Annotated in this window: 23 protein-coding genes and 1 pseudogene; 14 read left to right on the forward strand and 10 right to left on the reverse strand. The window is 41.9% G+C overall.

Features of this window, described 5'->3' with window-relative positions:
- Positions 1-139: 139 nt before the first annotated feature.
- On the reverse strand, positions 140-574 hold the full coding sequence (locus FXF62_RS05240) for a DUF1492 domain-containing protein (protein ID WP_149517924.1): 435 nt from the start codon (positions 572-574) through the stop codon (positions 140-142).
- A 133-nt stretch (positions 575-707) separates the two neighbouring features.
- Here FXF62_RS05240 and mazE point away from each other — a divergent pair, with 133 nt between their 5' ends.
- Together mazE and FXF62_RS05250 are read left to right on the forward strand one after the other, a co-directional pair.
- Complete coding sequence (gene mazE / locus FXF62_RS05245; protein WP_149517925.1) at positions 708-923, forward strand: type II toxin-antitoxin system PemI/MazE family antitoxin; 216 nt, start codon at positions 708-710, stop codon at positions 921-923.
- On the forward strand, positions 907-1,260 hold the full coding sequence (locus tag FXF62_RS05250) for a type II toxin-antitoxin system PemK/MazF family toxin (RefSeq protein WP_062198914.1): 354 nt from the start codon (positions 907-909) through the stop codon (positions 1,258-1,260). The genes mazE and FXF62_RS05250 overlap by 17 nt, the downstream gene beginning before the upstream one ends.
- Positions 1,261-1,568: 308 nt before the next feature.
- Here the strand turns inward: FXF62_RS05250 and FXF62_RS10875 are convergent, their stop codons facing one another.
- From FXF62_RS10875 to FXF62_RS05285, 8 genes and pseudogenes are all read right to left on the reverse strand, one after another.
- Complete coding sequence (locus FXF62_RS10875; RefSeq protein ID WP_149517957.1) at positions 1,569-2,072, reverse strand: hypothetical protein; 504 nt, start codon at positions 2,070-2,072, stop codon at positions 1,569-1,571.
- Positions 2,073-2,169: 97 nt separating this feature from the next.
- Positions 2,170-2,628 carry a hypothetical protein gene (locus FXF62_RS05260; protein WP_149517926.1) on the reverse strand — a complete coding sequence of 153 codons (459 nt, stop codon included), beginning with the start codon at positions 2,626-2,628 and terminating at the stop codon, positions 2,170-2,172.
- An 11-nt stretch (positions 2,629-2,639) separates the two neighbouring features.
- The gene (locus FXF62_RS10740) at positions 2,640-2,816 is read right to left on the reverse strand and encodes a hypothetical protein (protein WP_187984238.1); all 177 of its coding nucleotides are present in this window, start codon (positions 2,814-2,816) and stop codon (positions 2,640-2,642) included.
- 295 nt (positions 2,817-3,111) lie between these two features.
- A pseudogene (locus tag FXF62_RS05265) lies at positions 3,112-4,743 on the reverse strand (phage/plasmid primase, P4 family).
- 19 nt (positions 4,744-4,762) lie between these two features.
- Positions 4,763-5,632 (reverse strand): primase alpha helix C-terminal domain-containing protein, encoded by an 870-nt coding sequence (locus FXF62_RS05270; RefSeq protein WP_149517927.1) that lies wholly within the window; start codon positions 5,630-5,632, stop codon positions 4,763-4,765.
- 134 nt (positions 5,633-5,766) lie between these two features.
- Positions 5,767-5,982: a hypothetical protein gene (locus FXF62_RS10880; RefSeq protein WP_262881599.1), complete on the reverse strand. Its 216-nt coding sequence runs from the start codon at positions 5,980-5,982 to the stop codon at positions 5,767-5,769.
- Positions 5,924-6,553 (reverse strand): Rha family transcriptional regulator, encoded by a 630-nt coding sequence (locus tag FXF62_RS05280; RefSeq protein WP_149517928.1) that lies wholly within the window; start codon positions 6,551-6,553, stop codon positions 5,924-5,926. The genes FXF62_RS10880 and FXF62_RS05280 overlap by 59 nt, the downstream gene beginning before the upstream one ends.
- 62 nt (positions 6,554-6,615) lie before the next feature.
- Positions 6,616-6,822: a helix-turn-helix transcriptional regulator gene (locus FXF62_RS05285; RefSeq protein WP_149517929.1), complete on the reverse strand. Its 207-nt coding sequence runs from the start codon at positions 6,820-6,822 to the stop codon at positions 6,616-6,618.
- Positions 6,823-6,972: 150 nt separating this feature from the next.
- On the opposite strand from FXF62_RS05285, the gene FXF62_RS05290 reads away from it, so the two are divergent.
- From FXF62_RS05290 to FXF62_RS05300, 3 genes are read left to right on the forward strand one after another with little or no spacing between them, the layout of a single operon-like run.
- Positions 6,973-7,602: a helix-turn-helix domain-containing protein gene (locus FXF62_RS05290; RefSeq protein WP_149517930.1), complete on the forward strand. Its 630-nt coding sequence runs from the start codon at positions 6,973-6,975 to the stop codon at positions 7,600-7,602.
- Positions 7,603-7,637: 35 nt separating this feature from the next.
- A complete protein-coding gene (locus FXF62_RS05295) occupies positions 7,638-8,072 on the forward strand; it encodes a DUF4231 domain-containing protein (RefSeq protein ID WP_149517931.1) in 435 nt (144 codons plus the stop codon).
- Positions 8,069-8,662: a TIR domain-containing protein gene (locus tag FXF62_RS05300; RefSeq protein ID WP_001272713.1), complete on the forward strand. Its 594-nt coding sequence runs from the start codon at positions 8,069-8,071 to the stop codon at positions 8,660-8,662. The genes FXF62_RS05295 and FXF62_RS05300 overlap by 4 nt, the downstream gene beginning before the upstream one ends.
- 4 nt (positions 8,663-8,666) lie before the next feature.
- Here FXF62_RS05300 and FXF62_RS05305 read toward each other — a convergent pair whose 3' ends face one another.
- Complete coding sequence (locus tag FXF62_RS05305) at positions 8,667-8,855, reverse strand: hypothetical protein (RefSeq protein ID WP_149517932.1); 189 nt, start codon at positions 8,853-8,855, stop codon at positions 8,667-8,669.
- 187 nt (positions 8,856-9,042) lie between these two features.
- On the opposite strand from FXF62_RS05305, the gene rhuM reads away from it, so the two are divergent.
- From rhuM to FXF62_RS05350, 9 genes are all read left to right on the forward strand, one after another.
- Complete coding sequence (rhuM, locus tag FXF62_RS05310) at positions 9,043-10,047, forward strand: RhuM family protein (RefSeq protein WP_149517933.1); 1,005 nt, start codon at positions 9,043-9,045, stop codon at positions 10,045-10,047.
- Positions 10,048-10,280: 233 nt separating this feature from the next.
- Positions 10,281-11,411, forward strand: coding sequence for a tyrosine-type recombinase/integrase (locus tag FXF62_RS05315; protein WP_149517934.1), 1,131 nt, complete (start codon positions 10,281-10,283; stop codon positions 11,409-11,411).
- Between the two features lie 95 nt (positions 11,412-11,506).
- Complete coding sequence (locus FXF62_RS05320; protein ID WP_149517935.1) at positions 11,507-11,743, forward strand: DUF2829 domain-containing protein; 237 nt, start codon at positions 11,507-11,509, stop codon at positions 11,741-11,743.
- Positions 11,736-12,434 carry a 3-oxoacyl-ACP reductase gene (locus FXF62_RS05325; protein WP_149517936.1) on the forward strand — a complete coding sequence of 233 codons (699 nt, stop codon included), beginning with the start codon at positions 11,736-11,738 and terminating at the stop codon, positions 12,432-12,434. The genes FXF62_RS05320 and FXF62_RS05325 overlap by 8 nt, the downstream gene beginning before the upstream one ends.
- A gap of 203 nt (positions 12,435-12,637) precedes the next feature.
- Positions 12,638-14,023 (forward strand): amino acid permease, encoded by a 1,386-nt coding sequence (locus tag FXF62_RS05330; protein WP_187984239.1) that lies wholly within the window; start codon positions 12,638-12,640, stop codon positions 14,021-14,023.
- Positions 14,024-14,168: 145 nt separating this feature from the next.
- On the forward strand, positions 14,169-14,702 hold the full coding sequence (locus FXF62_RS05335) for a DUF177 domain-containing protein (RefSeq protein ID WP_149517937.1): 534 nt from the start codon (positions 14,169-14,171) through the stop codon (positions 14,700-14,702).
- A 112-nt stretch (positions 14,703-14,814) separates the two neighbouring features.
- Positions 14,815-15,447: a guanylate kinase gene (gmk, locus tag FXF62_RS05340; RefSeq protein WP_187984240.1), complete on the forward strand. Its 633-nt coding sequence runs from the start codon at positions 14,815-14,817 to the stop codon at positions 15,445-15,447.
- Positions 15,448-15,473: 26 nt separating this feature from the next.
- On the forward strand, positions 15,474-15,788 hold the full coding sequence (gene rpoZ / locus FXF62_RS05345; protein WP_005590937.1) for a DNA-directed RNA polymerase subunit omega: 315 nt from the start codon (positions 15,474-15,476) through the stop codon (positions 15,786-15,788).
- A 65-nt stretch (positions 15,789-15,853) separates the two neighbouring features.
- Positions 15,854-18,259, forward strand: a complete 2,406-nt coding sequence (locus FXF62_RS05350) for a primosomal protein N' (RefSeq protein ID WP_149517938.1) — start codon at positions 15,854-15,856, stop codon at positions 18,257-18,259.
- Positions 18,260-18,349: the final 90 nt, after the last annotated feature.

Raw genomic sequence — 18,349 nt, forward strand, 5'->3', positions numbered from 1 at the left:
CGGAAAAGGCCGCGTCCTTTAAAACCAAAACAATATACCCCCGATTAAAAAAATAGGGGGTAGTTTCCGAACGTTGAACAGTATAAGTGATAGCCTGAAGCATTTGGCCAAAAGGCAAGCAGCGGAAGAAGCTGCTTTGCTAAGTAAGTTTAGAAGCTCTATCATCCATGAGCTTAGCAAGTTTCTTTATTCCTGAACTCTTTATTCTGTAAATTGTTGTTTTTGACTTTTCTATCTTGTCTTCGATATTCCATATTTCCAAGTGATTGACATAGAACATCCGCAACACTGACCTTTCAAGAGGATCACTCAGTTTATCAATGAGTTTAGAAGTTTCTGAACGTTCCTCGATTAGATTGGAAAGTCTGTTTTGTATATCTTTTTTCAACTTCAAAACATAGACAAGTTCATTCTCTGTATTGTTCACTCTACTAGTCTGGACTTTGGTTTGTGTCAGAGTTGATTTTTTAAATAGACCTTGTTCTAGATATTGAAGTTCTAACTGCAAACTCTGAATCTCTTTATCTAACCATCTAATACCTTCTAACTTTGCTTTTACTTGCTCTGGTGTCATGCCTTAGCCTCCTCTTGTGGTATAATAAATCTATCAAATCTATACCAAGGAGTCAGTCGCAAGGCTGGCTTTTTGCTTGCTTTTCTCTCTTTTTCAGTATATACTTGATATATACAAACGAAGGAGAAAAGAAATGAATACAGTAAAAACCCGTAAAGTTGGGAACTCTCTGACTGTGACCATTCCCAAGGCGCTTGAGGTCCCGGAAGGTCAAGAAATGGTCGTTTACAAAGGCGCTGATAATGTGATCGTCCTAGCTCCAAAGATTGCAGATCCATTCGCTGAAGCGGCTGACCTCCGTATGGAAAATGATTTTGAAGGGGTGAAACTACTTGACAGCGAAATCTAACTATATCCCAGAAAAGCAGGATATCATCTGGATAGACTTTGATCCATCTGTCGGGCGTGAGATACAGAAGCGCCGCCCTGCTGTGGTGGTATCTCGTAAGGAATACTCAGAACGCACTGGCTTCGTTGCCGTCTGCCCTGTCACGCATGGCCAGAAGAAGTTAGAAAAGCTAGGCTTGCTGGTCCCTGTCCTGTCCTCTGAGGTAGACGGCTCAGTGAATCCGCTCCAGCTTTACACCTTCGACTTTCGAGAACGCCAGGCACAAAAAATCACCACCATGGACACACCGAGCTTTCAGAAGGTTGTTCAACTCTATAACTTCATCTTTGAAGCATGAATCAATCAAGCTGAGGCGGAGCGCCTTGGCTTTTTGTATTTTTAACGACTGGTGGAATATGTAGGAACTTTTCAGAACCAGAGAGCATGTTGTAGGCAGATAAGGCAAGTTATTTGTTCCTTCTCTGGATAAATGGTAGGGGATATTTTACATTTTCTCCAGCTTTGCTCGAGCTTTGAGCACGCGCACCCCTTTTCGGAACGCTCTAATCAGTCAAAAACCTTGATATAGCTAGGTTATTCCGATATTACACCCGTCTAATATGTAGTATTTATTTGTTTTGTAAATTGCAACTACTTCATATTGTCTCACAATCTCAAACCATTCAGCCAAAATCTATCCCCTTTTCTAGTGTAATTAACAAATTTCTGATAATGCTTGTAGTACCGTTCCCGTTTCATATACTTAGGTCGTTCAGGAAAAGCGTCAAACATATATCCGCCACGTTTAGGACTCCAGCCTGGCTCTACCTTTCTAGCCTCTCTCAGTGCTCTCTCCCAATAGTATTGACAATCTGTCTTACTGCGGTTCAGGGTTGACTTGTGTATTTTCTGGCATGATCCGCAACCATAGAGCAAATATCGTTTATAAAGTATTCTACACCGCCGACCACAAATAGGGCATAGAAAGAAGTAGCGATAGCCTCCCTTAGTCCCTGGTATTCTATCTAAATCAAAGTAGTCTTTGCCAAGGGTGATATATAAATTATCTAAGTCTATTTCTAGTTTCCTGCCGTCTAACTCAGCTATGCCATGGGTTAGATTTTTAATTTTCAATGGCTTTATAAATGTCTCTATAGCTATTGATTTTATAGTTTCCATTTGCTCCAAATACCTATATATAGAAAACCCAAATCTATTGGGATAAGTAGCAATTAAGCCACAAAAAGAGGCACTGCCCCTTTTGCTGCTATTCTTCACTGAGTAAGCCACTTACTACCACATCACGGACAAACTGAGCCTGTTTTTCTTTGGGCAGTTGCAGGGCTTCAAGTAAAGACTCTAGGGCTTGCTTGTCTGTGCCTGCAATCAACTTCTTAATGATATTCTGGAACTGCCCTTCCAGGTACTCGCAAAAATGGATACGCTGAGCTTGTGTTGGTTGCACTGGTACTGGTGAGCTATCTGCAATCAGCAAGAAGCAGGCTTCCGCGATTTGGGCGAATAACTTTGCACGCGCTTCGGGGTGTCTGTATAACTCATAGGCGTTTATGCTGGTGTCTTCTGTCCGGAGCTTCTCACCTAGTTCAATCAGTTTAGGCGTATCTGCAAGTTCTACTGGTGTTGCATCCGCCATGAAATCGTCACGTTTGCGATTGAATTCCTTCAGTTCCTGATCTGCTTGTTCAAAGTATGCTGGTTCGGTCATGGGCTTCCTCCTTATTCTTTATATAGGACCAGTAGCCCCAATGTTGCACTCAAATTCTCATAGTCACCCTCGGTTGCTTCAGTGCATTTCACATCCACAACTTCAACGCTTGCCATAAAGTCGTTGACTTGAGATTCAAATTCCTGTAGGCTTTGCTTCTGTTGCTGATAAAATATCTTGATTTTCATTTCTTTCCTCCATTTTTTAGACGCTTCTTTTGTTTTTTATACACTTAGTTTTGAAAGTGTATAAAATTAAAGCCCAGTCATATCAAGGGATAAAGTCTTATTTTATACACTTTAGACACTTTATACACTAAAAATAAAATATATATAAACAAATAATAGGGGAGCTTTCTATAATACTCTTATAGGGAAATTTCAAAAAAAGTGTATAAAGTGTGGGAAGTGTCTAAAACCATTGATAATACAGTGTTTCTAAGTGTGTTAAAAAAATAAGTTAGTGTATAAAGTGTATAAAATTTCAACGTTTTTTCTTAAGTTTTAGCCTATTGTTGTAGTAACCTCGTTCATTTTTGGGTTTTTTCTGTCTTTCTGGGGTTTCTCTGCCATTGAAATAATTAAGACTGGCAAAAGACGGTAAATCCTCTTTAGGATAAAAACCTTTATGAATCTGTTGACCCGCTGGGATAGTTTTCTGGCCAACTGCGAAACCTTCAGGCAAGTTGCTTTTAATTTCTCGATGTAAGCCCATTTCTGACCTGTTTTATTTAATACCATAGTATTCTAGAAAACATTTCCAAACGTGATAGACAAAACTATTAGGGATAAACTCACTTGTCAATTCATCAGTAAAAAACTTAGAAACAAAATCAATAACGGGGTTCATGTCCTTATGGTGTTCTTCAAGTATTTCAATAGACTTCGTAGGGTTAATGTCAGCGATTGGTGTTTCAACGGCCAACTTAACCAGGTACTCCAGAACTTCTTTGCGGTTAATGTAATCGTCTTTGATAGCCTTATTAGGTTTATCTTTGAATACTTTGGTAAAAGGTAAAATTCTAAATCGCCTATCAATAGCTGACTTATCCCCGTTCATTCTTGGTAAACCATTAGAAGATTGTACTACTGTCATATTAAGGCGTATGCTATAAGGGCGTTTCCCTTTGTCTTCTATGGTCATTATATCGCCTGTTGCTAAGCTAAACATATCTGAAGTGTCTTTTATAACAGCGTCTTTCTGCACATCATCACCGATAACTAGGGATTTTCCCAATAGGATAGAGGTTGAGAATTGACTTTTAGTTAAGCCTGTAATTTTCAAACTGGCCACATTTTCCATCCCAACCAGGTTAATCAACAACTGCTGGAAAGTGCCCTTTCCGGTGCCTCCCTCACCAAATAGCCAAAAGATTTTTTGCAAAGATTGCCCCGTGATACTGGCTTTTATGATCTGGATAGCGAGGTTATAAAGTTCCGTATCACCGTCAAACAATTCTAGAAGCTATGTTGTCGGTTTCCAACCTTTTATGATTGGTTCTTTTGCGTTAGGGTTGTAGCTCGTTCTTATCTTTCGTGTGACCGTTATAGCTGGTGTAATATCTTCAAATATGCCTAATTTGGCATTGTAAAGTTGCTTACCGATAACAGTATAGTCACTTTGAATCTCTTTCATTTGGCTCTGTCTAGCAATTTTATACAATGTGTCAAAGGCTTGTTTCTCAGTAGCATTTGGGAAGATTATAGAGATAAGATCCTGTAAAAATTCGTTATCTTCTACCCAGATGCCAAAATCAGGGTTATAGAAATAGAGTGGGGCTTTTTGCCCTTGTGCCTCTGGTTTAATCCTGATAAAGTGAATATGCTTTGTCAGCATGATTGCCACGCCTAGCGGTTTAGTGGGTAGGGCTTTATTAATCGCTTCTTGCCCTTTTTGTCTAGCTAGTTCCTCGTACTGCTCTATGGTCAATCTTCCGTCTTTTACATTTTCAAGGTGCTTGCTATCAGCCATAACTCCATCATAGGCTGCTTGATAAGCCTCTTCCTTGAGTTCCTGGCATTCTTTGATTAGTTGTCCCCTAACACCTTTGAATGTTTTGAAATACTTATCCTCGGTTTCACGCGCATCTAAGATTTCGCTTTCTAGATTTTTCAATTCTTCTTTTTCGATTGTTCTACCCTCTCTTTCTAAATTCTGCTCTAGCTATACTGGTAAAAGTACGGTCTAGCTCCTCGATAGGCAACGGGTCAGGCGTCACGCTGTTAGCTATATTTGCCAATTCGTAAGCTGTTTCTATGTCACAATCTACCCACTTATTAAAGAGCAGTCCTACAAAGCGCGTTAGTGCCACGTTACGCCCTCCCTCGTCTCCAAAACCATTGAAAAGGGTGTCTATGACCCTCATAGTGATAGAGCGTTGTCCGTTTGTTCTGGGGGTGTAAGGAGCAACAGTAGTAGTTTTTTTGTTGAGTGGTTCAGTACTCCCCTGTGGTACTGGATAATCTATCCCATGCTCTACGATTTTTTGATATTCTGCTGGTTCTCCAGTTGTTACTGGTAACCCTTGGAGTTGTGACCAGGTCAGACTAGCCATGTCAAAGGGGATCCCTATCTTGTCAGCAATCTCTTTGACTACCTGCTTATAGGTTGCCTCATTCATCACACTGCTAGGCTTCACCACAAGGCGAAAACGGGGGCTTTTTGGGGTGTGTTTGATGGTTGGGTATAAGATATAGGAGTAGCCAAACAAAGCGCCAGAAACAGCTTCTATAAAGCTCTCAGTCGTTCCCTCAATCTCATCATAATCAAGGAAAATCAAATCACGATACACTAAACTTTGATTACTTCTGCAATAGCTGCCATTTTTTTCTGGGGTCACTTTGCCGCTTAGACAGTAGGGCGCTGCAGTTCGTTTGTATTCCTCAATATCTGCACCTTCTGGGACTGACATGGGTTTAAACTGTGCGATATACTCAAACGGCTCTAGCTTGCCTTTATATGGCCGAACTAGTGATCCAAATCCTCGACTTTCATAGATGGCCATCCTATCGCCCCTTTCTCCGTTTCTTTTTCAGGCGTTTTAAGCGTTTTTGTTCCTCGTGTGTAAGAGGTTTAGGCTGCCGATCCTTATAGATTTTCATATCATGATACTTGCCGCCACCTTGGGCGGGATGTATGTTATACCTTGCCATTTTCCACCCCCAAAAATTTTAAAAGTTCGCTAACCCTGTAATACACTTTTCGAGCGTCCTCTAGCGGTGGCTTGTATTTTATATCCAGTTCGTCCATGGCTTGCTGGGCTGAGATTAAACCCGTTAAACGTGGTTTGACCTTCTCACGCGCCTTGTGGTGCGTTTTCTTTTGGTCTGAAGACCATAGACTTAATATCCTGATAGGTCATGCCCAAGTTAATCATAGCGATAGCCATATCTTCCAAGGCTTGGTATCTGACAAGTTCGGTACTGGTCAGGCTATCAATGCCATTATAGCCACCACGCGCCGCCATAAGTTGGCGCTTATTCATACCGCTAGCACCTTTCAGTAAAAGATTGTTCATTGTACTGTGAGCATGCTTAGGAGCAACTGGCCATGTCTCTATACTGTCGTGTAAGGTTTTTCGTTTGGGCTGTTCTAAAGCACGCTGCAGCTTAAACTCTGCCACCTCATCCCTCATTTCAAAGAATGCTTTGACCAGGTTTGTCTTGAACTCAACAACTTGCGGTGTGTTGTCTAAGTAAGTGATTAGTAGAGTAGCTTGTTGCTCATTTAAACGATAGACCTTTTTAGGTCGTCCTTTTCCGTCTAATTTATGGATTTCAAATCCATAAAATCCAAACGCCGTAAATCGTTCTTTGTGATTTCTTAGTAGGCGTGTTACAGTGTGATGCTGTACTCCAGCACATTCAGCGATGATCTCGCTTGTGGTGTACGGCTCTTTCTTGCCGTCCATGTAGACTAGTTTCATGGTTTGGCTCCTTTCGTTATAGTTTAATACAGTATATTATGCAACATTATATAACCCCCTTTCTAAAAAAATATATCTTCAAGTTTTATGTTAGGGAACAAGGGTATCAGTAGATTTTTAAAAACTAGTTTTTCAGAATCTCTAAAAGTCACATATCCTTTTTCCTTGTTCATATAGCTTTGCTTGCTAATTCCAAGTGCTTCCCCCATTTGTTTTTGGGTCATTCCTAACATGTTACGATAACCTCTGACCTTATTAGGTTTGTACATAACGCTCTCCTTTTTATAACCTTATGCAACCAATTTTAGTCTATTTTAGATTGAATGTCAACAGTTTTGTGTAACTTTTTACAACATTTTGTGGATTTTTAGCTTTCTGTTTGATACAATATGACTGAAGCAAATAGGAGGCTTTGATTAATGAATGATGTTGAAGATAAAAAAATAATAGGATCTCGTATAAAATCCATAAGGCAAGAAAAAGGGATGACTTTGGAGGAGTTCGGTAAGCTCTTTGGAGCAGGAAAAGGACTAGTCTCTCGATGGGAAAACGGGCTTTCTACTCCTAATCCTGAACGCCTAAAATCTATAGCCAAGATTGGAGATATGACTGTAAGTCAATTATTACATGGGGAACGCGGAGGAAGTCATTATAACTGGGAAGCTATAGAAGAACTTTTTAAAAAAATTTTTAATGGTGCCTCTATTGATAAAACAGCCTTACAAAGAACTCAAGCAGTTGTTGACAAGGCTTTCTTCTTAAATTTTGGTATAGAAGATATCGTTAATATCTATTTGTTCCAAAAAAATGCATCTAAGCCTTTGGAAAGTCTTGAGGACTTGCAAGATTATCTTGAACAAACAGCTGAGGGGTTATCAACCTATTTGGAAGGTGCTACTGGGACAGAATTAATAGATTTAGAAATGCAGATAGCATTTTTAAAAAGTTACGCATCTAAAATTAAAAAATACCTTGAAACTGGTGAATGGGCTTCTGACATTATTTCTAACCTCAAGGAAAAATCTAGAAGAATAAGAAAAGATGACTAACATCTTAACCTCAGTACATACAGAAAGGAAAATAAATGGAATCTGATGAATATCTAAAATCTAGATTGGATAATCAAATTGATTGGTATGACAGCAAAAGTCAATGGCATCAAAAGTGGTATAAATGTCTAAAGTATGTCGAACTACTTCTCGGTTTTATGATTCCGATTTTATCAGCTTGGGAGCCTCCGCATTTTTCGATTATATCAGCTATCTGTGCAAGTGGAATGCTTCTATGCGAAAGCGCTATTTCCTTATCAAAGCACCGTGATAATTGGATTGATTATCGTAGAACGGCAGAATCATTAAAACATGAAAAATATATGTTTTCAACAGAAACTGGTGTCTATAAAAATGAAAACGATAGCTTCGCTTTGCTTGTCGAACGTTGCGAAACTATCATTTCAAGCGAAAATATAAATTGGGCTAACTTGCAAACGGACACTATTCAACGAAAGGAAAAACAATGAGCGCGCATAAATGTTTTATATCTTTTAAAACTCATGATATGGAGTTCAAAAAATATATACAGGAAAATTTAGACGTGGATATGATTGACAAGTCTCTAAACGAACCGATTGATTCGCAAGATGAAGACTACATCATGCGAAGAATACGAGAAGATTATCTAAAAGATTCTACAGTCACTATTCATCTTATCGGTTCCGAAAGTTCTGAGAATAACTATTGCCAAAATCAAAATTACATCAAAAGAGAATTGCAAGCCTCGCTATCGAATACTTCAGCAGGTAAAAGAAATGGACTTTTAGGAGTAGTTTTACCTTCGATGTATGATCGTATTTATAGAGGAGAGCAGGCGTGTTTTACTTGTTTTAAAAATCATGATGTAGTCAAAATAAATGAAGACACTACTGTTAAAGAGTTTAGCTATAATTTTTATCTCCCTCTTGACAACGACAAACATGCATGGAGCGAAGAAGATCGGTATTGTATATTAGTTAAATGGGATGATTTTAAAAAGAACCCAAATAGATACATTGATCAAGCTTTTGATAAAAGGTCGTCTGATATTGTCAAAAAAATAAAGGTTAGACCTTAAAGATCTAACCTCGAATAATTTCATAAGTTTTCTCAAAAATATCTGGTTTGACAGGGTATTTTTCACCATCTACGCCTGTGACAATCCAATCTCCCGGAGAAGCCTTCATAATTCCTTCTAAAGTGTTGATATACATTTCTGTATCAATTTGAATAGCATCTACTATTACAGGAAGCTTACGAACTTTAACCATACTTTCTCCTCCTGACTTTTTCATTATTATAGCACAAAAATTAGTATTTCCAAAATGGGAACAACTGATAATCTCCATTAGTAAGGGGAGGTGAATTTTGATAGTGCTATTTCTCGGCGTTTGCTCGGAGTTCAACGCCATACTATGCTCGTAACTCAACTACTCATAATTTTTTAGAAAGGATCTCATGAACGAATTACAATTCTTAATCTATACTGCTGACAACGATAGCGAGACAGCTAGTGTCATCATCAAAGGCGAAACGATTTGGGCTAGTCAGAAAGAAATGGCTCGCTTGTTTGATGTCGGTGTTCCTGCAATCAGTAAGCATCTAAAGAATATCTTTGAAGAGGGAGAATTAGAAGAAAAGGTGGTTGTTTCCAAAATGGAAATAACCACAAAACACGGTGCAATTGCTGATAAAACCCAAACTAAGGATGTCAGCTACTACAACCTTGACGCCATCATTTCAGTTGGTTACCGTGTCAATTCCCAAAAAGCTACGAGATTTAGACAGTGGGCTACTTCGGTACTTCGTGAGTACATGATAAAAGGGTTCGCCATGGATGATAACCGTCTGAAACAAGGCGAAAACTTGCTGGAAAAAGACTATTTCCGTGAGCTCTTGGAGCGCGTGCGCTCTATCCGAGCTAGTGAACGTCGTATATGGTTACAGATTACAGATATTTTTGCTGAAATCTCTATCGACTATGACCCACAAAGCACGTTGACTAAGCAATTCTATGCTGATGTACAGAATAAGTTCCATTATGCAATTACTGGCCAGACTGCTGCGGAAATCATCTACACTAAAGCAGATCATACAAAGGACAATATGGGGCTTACTACATGGAAAAACTCCCCTGACGGTCGCATACTGCAATCAGATACCCAAATAGCAAAGAATTACCTAACCGAAAAACAAATACGATCTCTTGAACGAGGTATATCTAGTTACTTTGATTACCTGGAAAGGCAAATTGAACAAAGAAAAGCTCAGACAATGCAGCAGCTATCCCAAAGCATTGACCGCTTTTTGACTTTCCAAGAATACGATATTTTAGAAGGCCATGGGAAAATCACTTCCAAGGCTGCGAAAGATAAAGCAAAAGCAGAATACCAACTATTCAACAAAACCCAAAAGATAAACTCGGACTTTGAAAGACAAATCAAGCACCTAGCGGATAAATAGTCTCATACCTTCACAATCTCATTTTTTGACCTAGATTATTCACCCAAAACATGCCACGTTTTAAAACGCAATATAAGCCCGTTTAAGCGCGTGTTTTCTTTTCTAGTATATTTGACCGCCCGACTCATTAAAATCGAAAATAGAGGGGTTCTCGTACCTCCTAGCATGATATAAACCTAATTCAATCTAAAATCTTTTTAATAACAGCTTGCCTGCTGATGGAAAGGTATATCATGAAAATAACAGAAGTCAAAAAGAAAGACGGTAGCAATGTGTACCGCGCAAGTGTCTATCTGGGAGTGGATCAGGTAACAGGGAAGAAAGTAAAGACCAGTATCACGGGACGGACAAGAAAAGAGGTCAAGAGCAAAGCCCAGCACGCGCAGCTTGACTTTAAAGCGAACGGATCAACGGTTCACAAATCTGTGCGGGTGAAGAATTATCAAGAATTGGCTGACTTATGGCTGGAAAGTTACCGACTGACTGTCAAACCCCAAACCTTCATAGCGACAGAAAGAATGGTGAATAGCCACTTAATCCCAGTTTTTGGAAAGATGAAACTGGATAAGCTGGCCGCTAGTTATATCCAGAGTTTCATCAATGACTTATCAAGTCGCTTGGTTCACTCGATAAATAGCCGTATCTTAAAATATGGCGTTTCGCTGCAGCTCTTGCCATTCAACCCAGCGAGGGATATTATCCTGCCCAGGAAGCCAAAGCGTGAGAGTAAAGCAATCAAGTTTATCGCTCCGGAGGACTTGAAGTCTCTTTTAGGTTATATGGAGAAGCTGGCATTTAAAAAATACAGTCATTATTTTGATTATGTGCTGTACAGCTTACTGCTTGCGACTGGCTGTCGCTTTGGTGAAGCGGTGGCTCTGGAGTGGTCTGATATCGACTTGGAGAATGCGACTATCAGCATATCAAAGAATTATAATAGGCTGGTGGATCTAGTAGGACCGCCTAAAAGTAAAGCAGGGGTCAGAGTGATTAGTATTGACCGGAAAACAGTCAATATGCTTAAGCTGTACAAAAATAGGCAGCGGCAACTATTCGTAGAAGATGGGGCGCGTGCTCCGTCTGTAGTATTTGCTATCCCGACTAAGCAATATCAGAATATGGCCACAAGGCAAGATTCCCTGGATCGGCGCTGCAAAGAAATTGGAATACCCCGCTTTACCTTTCACGCCTTCCGCCACACTCACGCTAGTTTATTGCTCAATGCTGGTATCAGCTATAAAGAATTACAATACCGGTTAGGCCATGCTACCTTGGCTATGACCATGGACATCTACAGTCACCTATCCAAGGACAAAGAAAAAGAGGCTGTTTCATACTACGAAAAAGCCATAAATAGTCTGTAAGTCCACAAAAAGGTGAACAAATTTAAAAACCAACTCATTTCAGAGATTCACAAACCTTATCAAATCAAGGTTTATAGATAATAAAGGAGAAAACCATGACATTTGAAGAAATTTTACCTGGCCTTAAGGCCAAGAAAAAATATGTGCGGACAGGCTGGGGTGGGGCAGAGAACTACGTCCAGCTCTTTGACACGATTGAGCAGAATGGGGTGGCTCTCGAGGTGACACCTTATTTCCTCATCAATGTTTCAGGCCAAGGGGAGGGCTTCTCCATGTGGAGTCCGACTCCTTGTGATGTGCTGGCGACAGATTGGGTGGAAGTGAATGACTAAGACGGTACTAGTTACGGGAGCTAGCTCTGGCATCGGCCGAGCTCAGGCTCTGACCTTTTTGGAAAATGGCTACCGCGTTTATGGGGTAGATAAGGGTGAAAATCCGGGGTTTCTAAATGAACTACGTTTTTTTAAAATGGATTTGACAGATGATTTGACACCACTTTTCACTAGCTTACCTGAAGTGGACATTCTCTGCAATACAGCTGGAATTTTGGACGATTATCGTCCCCTGCACGAGACCAGTGACGAGGACTGGGAGCAGATTTTTGCGCTAAATCTGACCGCGACTATGAAAATCACCCGCTTTTACCTGCAGAAAATGCTGGAGAAGAAGTCTGGTATCATCATTAACATGTGCTCGATTGCTAGCTTTCTGGCTGGCGGTGGCGGTGCTGCCTATACAGCTTCTAAGCATGCTCTGGCTGGCCTGACCAAGCAGATAGCCCTGGACTATGCGGATCAAAATATCCAAGTCTTTGGCCTAGCGCCAGGCGCTGTCAAGACAGCCATGACTGCCTCCGACTTTGAGCCAGGCGGACTGGCAGACTGGGTTGCTGAGGAAACGCCGATCAAGCGCTGGCTAGACCCTCAAGAAGTGGCTGATGTCAGCCTCTTTCTGGCAAGCGGTAAGGCTGCTGCTATGCAGGGCGAGATTATCAAAATCGACGGTGGCTGGAGTTTGAAATAGGGGATTTACTGAGTTTGGGGACATCATCCGTGGTAATCTATTACAAAAGAGAAGATAAATTTAAGAGCATAGGATGAAGATGAACAGGTTCTAGCACAAAAATAAATATTTTTTCTAACTTTTATAGATAAAAATGAAAGAATTTCTAGCAGAATTGTCTGAATTGTGATACAATAAAGCGATTTGTGAAAGGAAATGATTGAATGAGTGAAAATGAGTTGAAAAACAACGAAAAAACAGAAAAGAACGGGATGAAACGTGGCTTACAAAATCGGCATGTTCAGATTATAGCCATTGCTGGAACCATCGGCACGGGTCTTTTCTTGGGAGCGGGGCGTTCGATTAGTTTGACGGGTCCATCCATTATCTTGATTTACATGCTGACGGGTCTTTTCATGTATCTGATGATGCGGGCGATTGGAGAAATGCTTTACTACGACCCTGACCAGCATACCTTTATCAACTTTATTACCAAATATTTGGGAACTGGCTGGGGGTATTTTTCCGGTTGGTCCTACTGGATTTCTCTGATTTTTATCGGAATGGCTGAGATTACGGCTGTTGCCCAGTATGTGCAGTACTGGTTTCCTGACTGGCCAGCTTGGATGATTCAGCTTGTCTTTCTAGCCCTTCTTAGCTTGGTCAATCTGATAGCGGTTCGAGTCTTTGGCGAGGTCGAATTTTGGTTTGCTATGATAAAGATTATAGCCATCATTGCTTTGATTGCAACGGCTGTCTTTATGGTATTGACAGGCTTTAAAACGCCTCACGGAGTAGCCAGTCTTGGGAATATTGGCCGAGGTTTTCAGCTTTTCCCTAATGGCTTTGTAAGTTTTGTCATGGCTTTCCAGATGGTCTTCTTTGCCTATCAGGCCATTGAATTTATCGGGATTACCACTTCTGAAACGGCTAATCCACGGGCGGTCTTGCCAAAGGCCATCAAAGAAATTCCTTTGCGGATTGTCTTGTTTTACGGGGGCTCTCTCCTTGCTATTATGGCCATCATTCCTTGGGAAAAACTAGCAACGGCTGACTCACCCTTTGTTATTGTTTTTCAGTTAGCGGGCCTCAAATGGGCGGCAGCCTTGATTAACTTCGTGGTCCTGACCTCAGCGGCCTCTGCACTGAACTCGACCCTCTACTCAACAGGTCGCCATTTGTATCAGATTGCCCACGATACGCCCAATCCTTTTCTTGAGAAAATAGGAGCTGGGAAGCTATCTCGGCAAAATGTTCCGCAGAATGCGATTTTGGCTTCAGCGGCTACCATTGCCTTTGCGGCCTTTATCAAGATTCTTCCAGGAGTATCGGACTCCTTTGCTCTGATTACGGCTTCCTCATCTGGTGTCTACATCGCTATTTATGCTCTGACTATGCTGGCCCACCTCAAATATCGTAAGTCACCAGATTTTATGGCAGATGGTTATCTCATGCCAGCTTACAAGTTTCTCAATCCTTTGACCATGCTCTTCTTTGCCTTTGTCTTTGTCACTCTTTTCTTACAAGAGTCAACGGTAGTGGGCGCAATCGGATCAGCTGTCTGGATCATCGTTTTTGGTCTTTACAGCCAATTCAAATTCCGAAAATAATCCCTTCTTAGGAAAAACGTGTTGTCTCTCAGTCTAAGTGGCTGAGAGATTTTGTTTTTAGTTATTTTATTGGCTGTTTAGGGTATAGGTATTTGGCCGAGAAAATGATATAATGAAGAAAGAAATAATGTAAAACGAGGCTGAAATGTTAAATATTCAAGAAATTAAGAAGAATGCTGGCGGCTTGCAGTTTGATCAAGACTTTGATTTGGCGCAAGAGCTAAAAGAACGTAATCGTGAAGTGTTAGATATCCAGAAGATCGTGGCTAGAGGTCAGGCTCAGTATGAAAATGGGCTTTATTTTTTGGATTACACCTTGACCTACCAGATTACCCTCGCTTCTAGTCGCAGCATGGCTCCAGTTGACATAGTGGAAGACTACATGGTTCATGAAGTCTTTGCCTCTGTCGAAGATGGCTCTATGCAAAAAGATTTGCTGGAAGATGATTTGGTTCTGCCGTTTGAGGGGGATACGATCGATTTGGCAGCGAGTGTGGCGGACAATATTTTGCTCCATATTCCGCTGAAAGTTTTGACTCCTGGAGAGGAAGCTGGTGAGACCATGCCTATGGGAATTGACTGGCAGGTGCTGACGGAGGAAGACTATCAAAAGCAGCAAATGGAAAAGAAAGAAGCCAATAGTCCTTTTGCCAGCCTTCAAGGTTTATTTGATGAATAAAATCGTCTAAACTCTAGCAGGATTCTAGAGGATTATCAAGGAAATCTCTTTGAATCTTCTTGAAAAATGAGCGCAATTTTGTTACACTAGATAGAAAGATTGTGAAGGAGATATGATGGCAGAACGAGGCTTATTAATTGTCTTTTCTGGCCCCTCAGGTGTTGGAAAAGGAACAGTAAGACGGGAAATTTTTGAGAGTACGGACAATCAGTTTCAGTATTCTGTATCTATGACGACTCGTCCGCAGCGTCCTGGAGAAGTTGATGGTGTTGATTATTTCTTTCGCACTCGTGAAGAGTTTGAGGAGTTGATCCGTCAAGGGCAGATGCTCGAGTATGCAGAGTATGTCGGCAATTATTACGGGACTCCGCTCACTTATGTCAATGAGACCTTGGATAAGGGGATAGATGTTTTTTTGGAAATTGAAGTCCAAGGAGCACTCCAAGTCAAGAAGAAAGTGCCCGATGCTGTGTTTATCTTTCTGACTCCGCCAGACTTGGAAGAGTTGAAAGACCGTTTGGTTGGTCGTGGCACAGACAGTGCAGAAGTGATTGCTCAGCGGATTGAGAAAGCAAAAGAAGAAATTGCCTTGATGCGTGAGTATGATTATGCCATTGTCAATGACCAAGTACCTTTGGCAGCTGAACGTGTGAAACGTGTGATTGAAGCCGAGCATTTTCGTGTAGACCGTGTCATCGGTCACTATCAAGACATGCTTCCTAAGGATGAAGCAGTCGTCCGTTAATAAAGTTAGAAATTAGGTAAATAATTATGATGTTAAAACCGTCTATTGACACCTTGTTGGATAAGGTACCGTCAAAATATTCTTTGGTTATTTTAGAAGCTAAGCGTGCCCATGAGCTAGAAGCTGGTGCTAAGCCAACTCAGGATTTCAAGTCAGTGAAATCAACACTACGCGCTTTGGAAGAAATTGAATCTGGTAATGTTGTGATTCACCCAGATCCAGAAGGAAAACGCGAAGCGGTTCGCAGACGTGCAGAAGAGGAACGACTGCGCAAAGAAGAAGAAGAGCGCAAAATCAAAGAACAAATTGCCAAAGAAAAAGAAGAGGGTGAGAAGATTTAAGGTTGGGGCTACTCAATCTTATTTTTTTCTATGAATATGGCATTTAGGGCAAGCGAGGTGAGAGTGTGAAAATTGCCAAGATTATTGTCGATGTTCCTCTGATGCAGACGGACAAACCATACAGCTATGCGGTTCCAGAGGAGTTTTCTGGGATGCTAGAAGCTGGGATGCGGGTGCATGTGCCTTTTGGTAAGGGCGGGCGTTTGATTCAAGGGCTTATTGTTGGCTTGGCGGATGAGGAAGCTGAAGATCTGGCAGGACATGTTGGAGAATTGAAAGATATTGCAGAAGTTCTGGACTTTAGACCGGTTCTCAATGCGGAGCAGCTCTGGTTGGCTGACCAGTTGCGCCAGTCTGTCTTTTCCTATAAAATTTCCATCCTGAAAGCCATGTTGCCGAGTCTTCTTAATTCCAGCTACGACAAGTTACTTTATCCAACGGAGAAGCTTTCTTTTAAGGAGCGGCAGTCCATTTTTGATCAGGAAGCTAGTCTTCGTTTTTCTGATTTGGATAAGAAAAGTCAGTCTAAGCTTATGCGGTTGACTCAGGCTGGTAAGATTCGCTTGGAATACCAAGCGACGGACCGTAAGCATATTAAGACAGAAACTTGGTATCATGTGAACAGAGAGAAATTGACTCAGTTCCTGCCATCTGCCCGAGCGAAAAAGCAGCAGGAACTGCAGGCATTTCTGCTGGAAAATCCGCAATCAGGTCGCCTCAAAGACTTACGCAAGCTCTTTTCGCCTGCAGTGGTCAACATTTTCTTAGAAAAGGAGCTTCTTCACACAGAGGAGAGAGAGGTCAGCCGGTCTGCGGCGCATTTCCAAAAGGAGCGACAGGATAAAAAGCTGGTTCTCAATGCGGAGCAAGCAATCGCGGTCGCTGCGATTTGTGAAAAAATCGGTAAAAAAAAGGCTCAACCCGTTTTGCTAGAAGGAGTGACGGGGAGTGGCAAGACCGAGGTTTATCTCAAGGTGATTGAGGAAGCTCTGGTTCAGGGCAAGACGGCAATTATGTTGGTTCCGGAAATTTCTTTGACTCCTCAGGTGACTGACCGTTTTATCTCGCGCTTTGGCGACAAGGTGGCTATTTTGCATTCAGGCCTATCTGACGGTGAGAAGTACGATGAGTGGCGCAAGGTGGAGCGGGGAGAAGCTCAGGTCGTTGTCGGTGCGCGTTCGGCCATCTTCGCTCCGCTGACAAATATCGGAGCCATCATCATTGACGAGGAACATGAGTCCTCCTACAAGCAGGATTCCAATCCTCGCTACCATGCCAGAGAAGTGGCTCTCCTGCGAGCTCAGTACAATCAAGCTGTATTGGTGTTGGGTTCGGCGACTCCGAGTTTGGAAAGTAGAGCCAGAGCCAGCCGTGGCGTCTATGACTTTTTACAGCTGACCAGGCGGGCTAACCCACTGGCGCAGATTCCTCAGGTTCAAGTGGTGGATTTTCGAGATTACATTGGGCAAAATGAAGCTAGTAATTTTACTCCTGTTCTCTTAGAAGCTATTCAGGATCGTCTGGAGAAAGGTGAGCAGACGGTTCTTATGCTCAACAGGCGAGGCTATTCCAGCTTTGTCATGTGTCGAGAATGCGGTACGGTGGACACCTGTCCCAACTGTGATATTTCCCTGACCCTGCATATGGATACCAAGACCATGAACTGCCATTACTGTGGCTTTACCAAGGACATTCCACAAGCCTGTCCTAATTGTGCCAGTCGCAGCATTCGCTATTATGGTACGGGGACGCAGAAGGCCTATGATGAGCTGACGACTCTCTTTCCAGATGCTCACATTCTGCGGATGGATGTGGATACGACCCGTAAAAAGGGGAGTCACGAAGAAATCCTAGAGGCCTTTGGTCAGGGGCAGGCAGATATTCTGCTGGGAACTCAGATGATTGCCAAGGGACTGGATTTTCCTAATGTGACCTTGGTCGGTGTTCTCAATGCGGATACAGCTCTGAATCTGCCAGATTTTCGCTCTTCAGAGCGGACTTTTCAGCTGCTGACTCAGGTAGCAGGTCGGGCAGGTCGGGCAGAAAAAGCAGGACAAGTCTTTATCCAGTCTTACAATCCTCATCACTATGCCATTGACTTTGCCAGAAAGCAGGACTACGAAGGTTTCTACGCTTATGAAATGGGGATTCGTCGGCAGTTGGGCTATCCGCCGTATTACTATACAGTCGGTCTGACCCTATCCCACAAGGATGAGGAAACAGTAGTCAAGAAATCTTACCAAGTCATGGATATTTTACGGAGTGGCCTGTCGGACAAGGTGCAAATTTTGGGTCCCACACCCAAACCCATTGCCCGAACCCACAATCTCTACCACTATCAGATTTTACTTAAGTATCGCTTTGAGGATGACCTGCAACTCACGCTCAATAAGGTATTGGAGTTAACGCAGCAAGCGGAAAACAAGGACCTGCGGCTCAGTATTGATAACGAGCCCCAGAATTTTATCTGATGGCAAAAGTGAGCGAGAGCTGTCAGCTTTGCTCGCTTTTTTGATATAATAGAAAGAAAAACAGTCGCATCTGACGGGATTCTGCGACAG

The organism is Streptococcus cristatus (assembly GCF_008369405.1).
GTDB lineage: Bacteria > Bacillota > Bacilli > Lactobacillales > Streptococcaceae > Streptococcus > Streptococcus cristatus_G.

Bases quoted from the DNA above. Each gene is read 5' to 3' on its own strand.
- gmk (WP_187984240.1), top strand. From the start codon at position 14,815: ATGATGGCAGAACGAGGCTTATTAATTGTCTTTTCTGGCCCCTCAGGT.
- FXF62_RS05305 (WP_149517932.1), bottom strand. From the start codon at position 8,855: ATGGTTAAAGTTCGTAAGCTTCCTGTAATAGTAGATGCTATTCAAATT.
- rhuM (WP_149517933.1), top strand. From the start codon at position 9,043: ATGAACGAATTACAATTCTTAATCTATACTGCTGACAACGATAGCGAG.
- FXF62_RS10740 (WP_187984238.1), bottom strand. From the start codon at position 2,816: ATGAAAATCAAGATATTTTATCAGCAACAGAAGCAAAGCCTACAGGAA.
- FXF62_RS05325 (WP_149517936.1), top strand. From the start codon at position 11,736: ATGACTAAGACGGTACTAGTTACGGGAGCTAGCTCTGGCATCGGCCGA.
- FXF62_RS05240 (WP_149517924.1), bottom strand. From the start codon at position 574: ATGACACCAGAGCAAGTAAAAGCAAAGTTAGAAGGTATTAGATGGTTA.
- FXF62_RS05290 (WP_149517930.1), top strand. From the start codon at position 6,973: ATGAATGATGTTGAAGATAAAAAAATAATAGGATCTCGTATAAAATCC.
- FXF62_RS05295 (WP_149517931.1), top strand. From the start codon at position 7,638: ATGGAATCTGATGAATATCTAAAATCTAGATTGGATAATCAAATTGAT.
- rpoZ (WP_005590937.1), top strand. From the start codon at position 15,474: ATGATGTTAAAACCGTCTATTGACACCTTGTTGGATAAGGTACCGTCA.
- FXF62_RS05320 (WP_149517935.1), top strand. From the start codon at position 11,507: ATGACATTTGAAGAAATTTTACCTGGCCTTAAGGCCAAGAAAAAATAT.
- FXF62_RS05270 (WP_149517927.1), bottom strand. From the start codon at position 5,632: ATGGCCATCTATGAAAGTCGAGGATTTGGATCACTAGTTCGGCCATAT.
- mazE (WP_149517925.1), top strand. From the start codon at position 708: ATGAATACAGTAAAAACCCGTAAAGTTGGGAACTCTCTGACTGTGACC.
- FXF62_RS05260 (WP_149517926.1), bottom strand. From the start codon at position 2,628: ATGACCGAACCAGCATACTTTGAACAAGCAGATCAGGAACTGAAGGAA.
- FXF62_RS05330 (WP_187984239.1), top strand. From the start codon at position 12,638: ATGAGTGAAAATGAGTTGAAAAACAACGAAAAAACAGAAAAGAACGGG.
- FXF62_RS05280 (WP_149517928.1), bottom strand. From the start codon at position 6,553: ATGAAACTAGTCTACATGGACGGCAAGAAAGAGCCGTACACCACAAGC.
- FXF62_RS05315 (WP_149517934.1), top strand. From the start codon at position 10,281: ATGAAAATAACAGAAGTCAAAAAGAAAGACGGTAGCAATGTGTACCGC.
- FXF62_RS05285 (WP_149517929.1), bottom strand. From the start codon at position 6,822: ATGTACAAACCTAATAAGGTCAGAGGTTATCGTAACATGTTAGGAATG.
- FXF62_RS05335 (WP_149517937.1), top strand. From the start codon at position 14,169: ATGTTAAATATTCAAGAAATTAAGAAGAATGCTGGCGGCTTGCAGTTT.
- FXF62_RS05300 (WP_001272713.1), top strand. From the start codon at position 8,069: ATGAGCGCGCATAAATGTTTTATATCTTTTAAAACTCATGATATGGAG.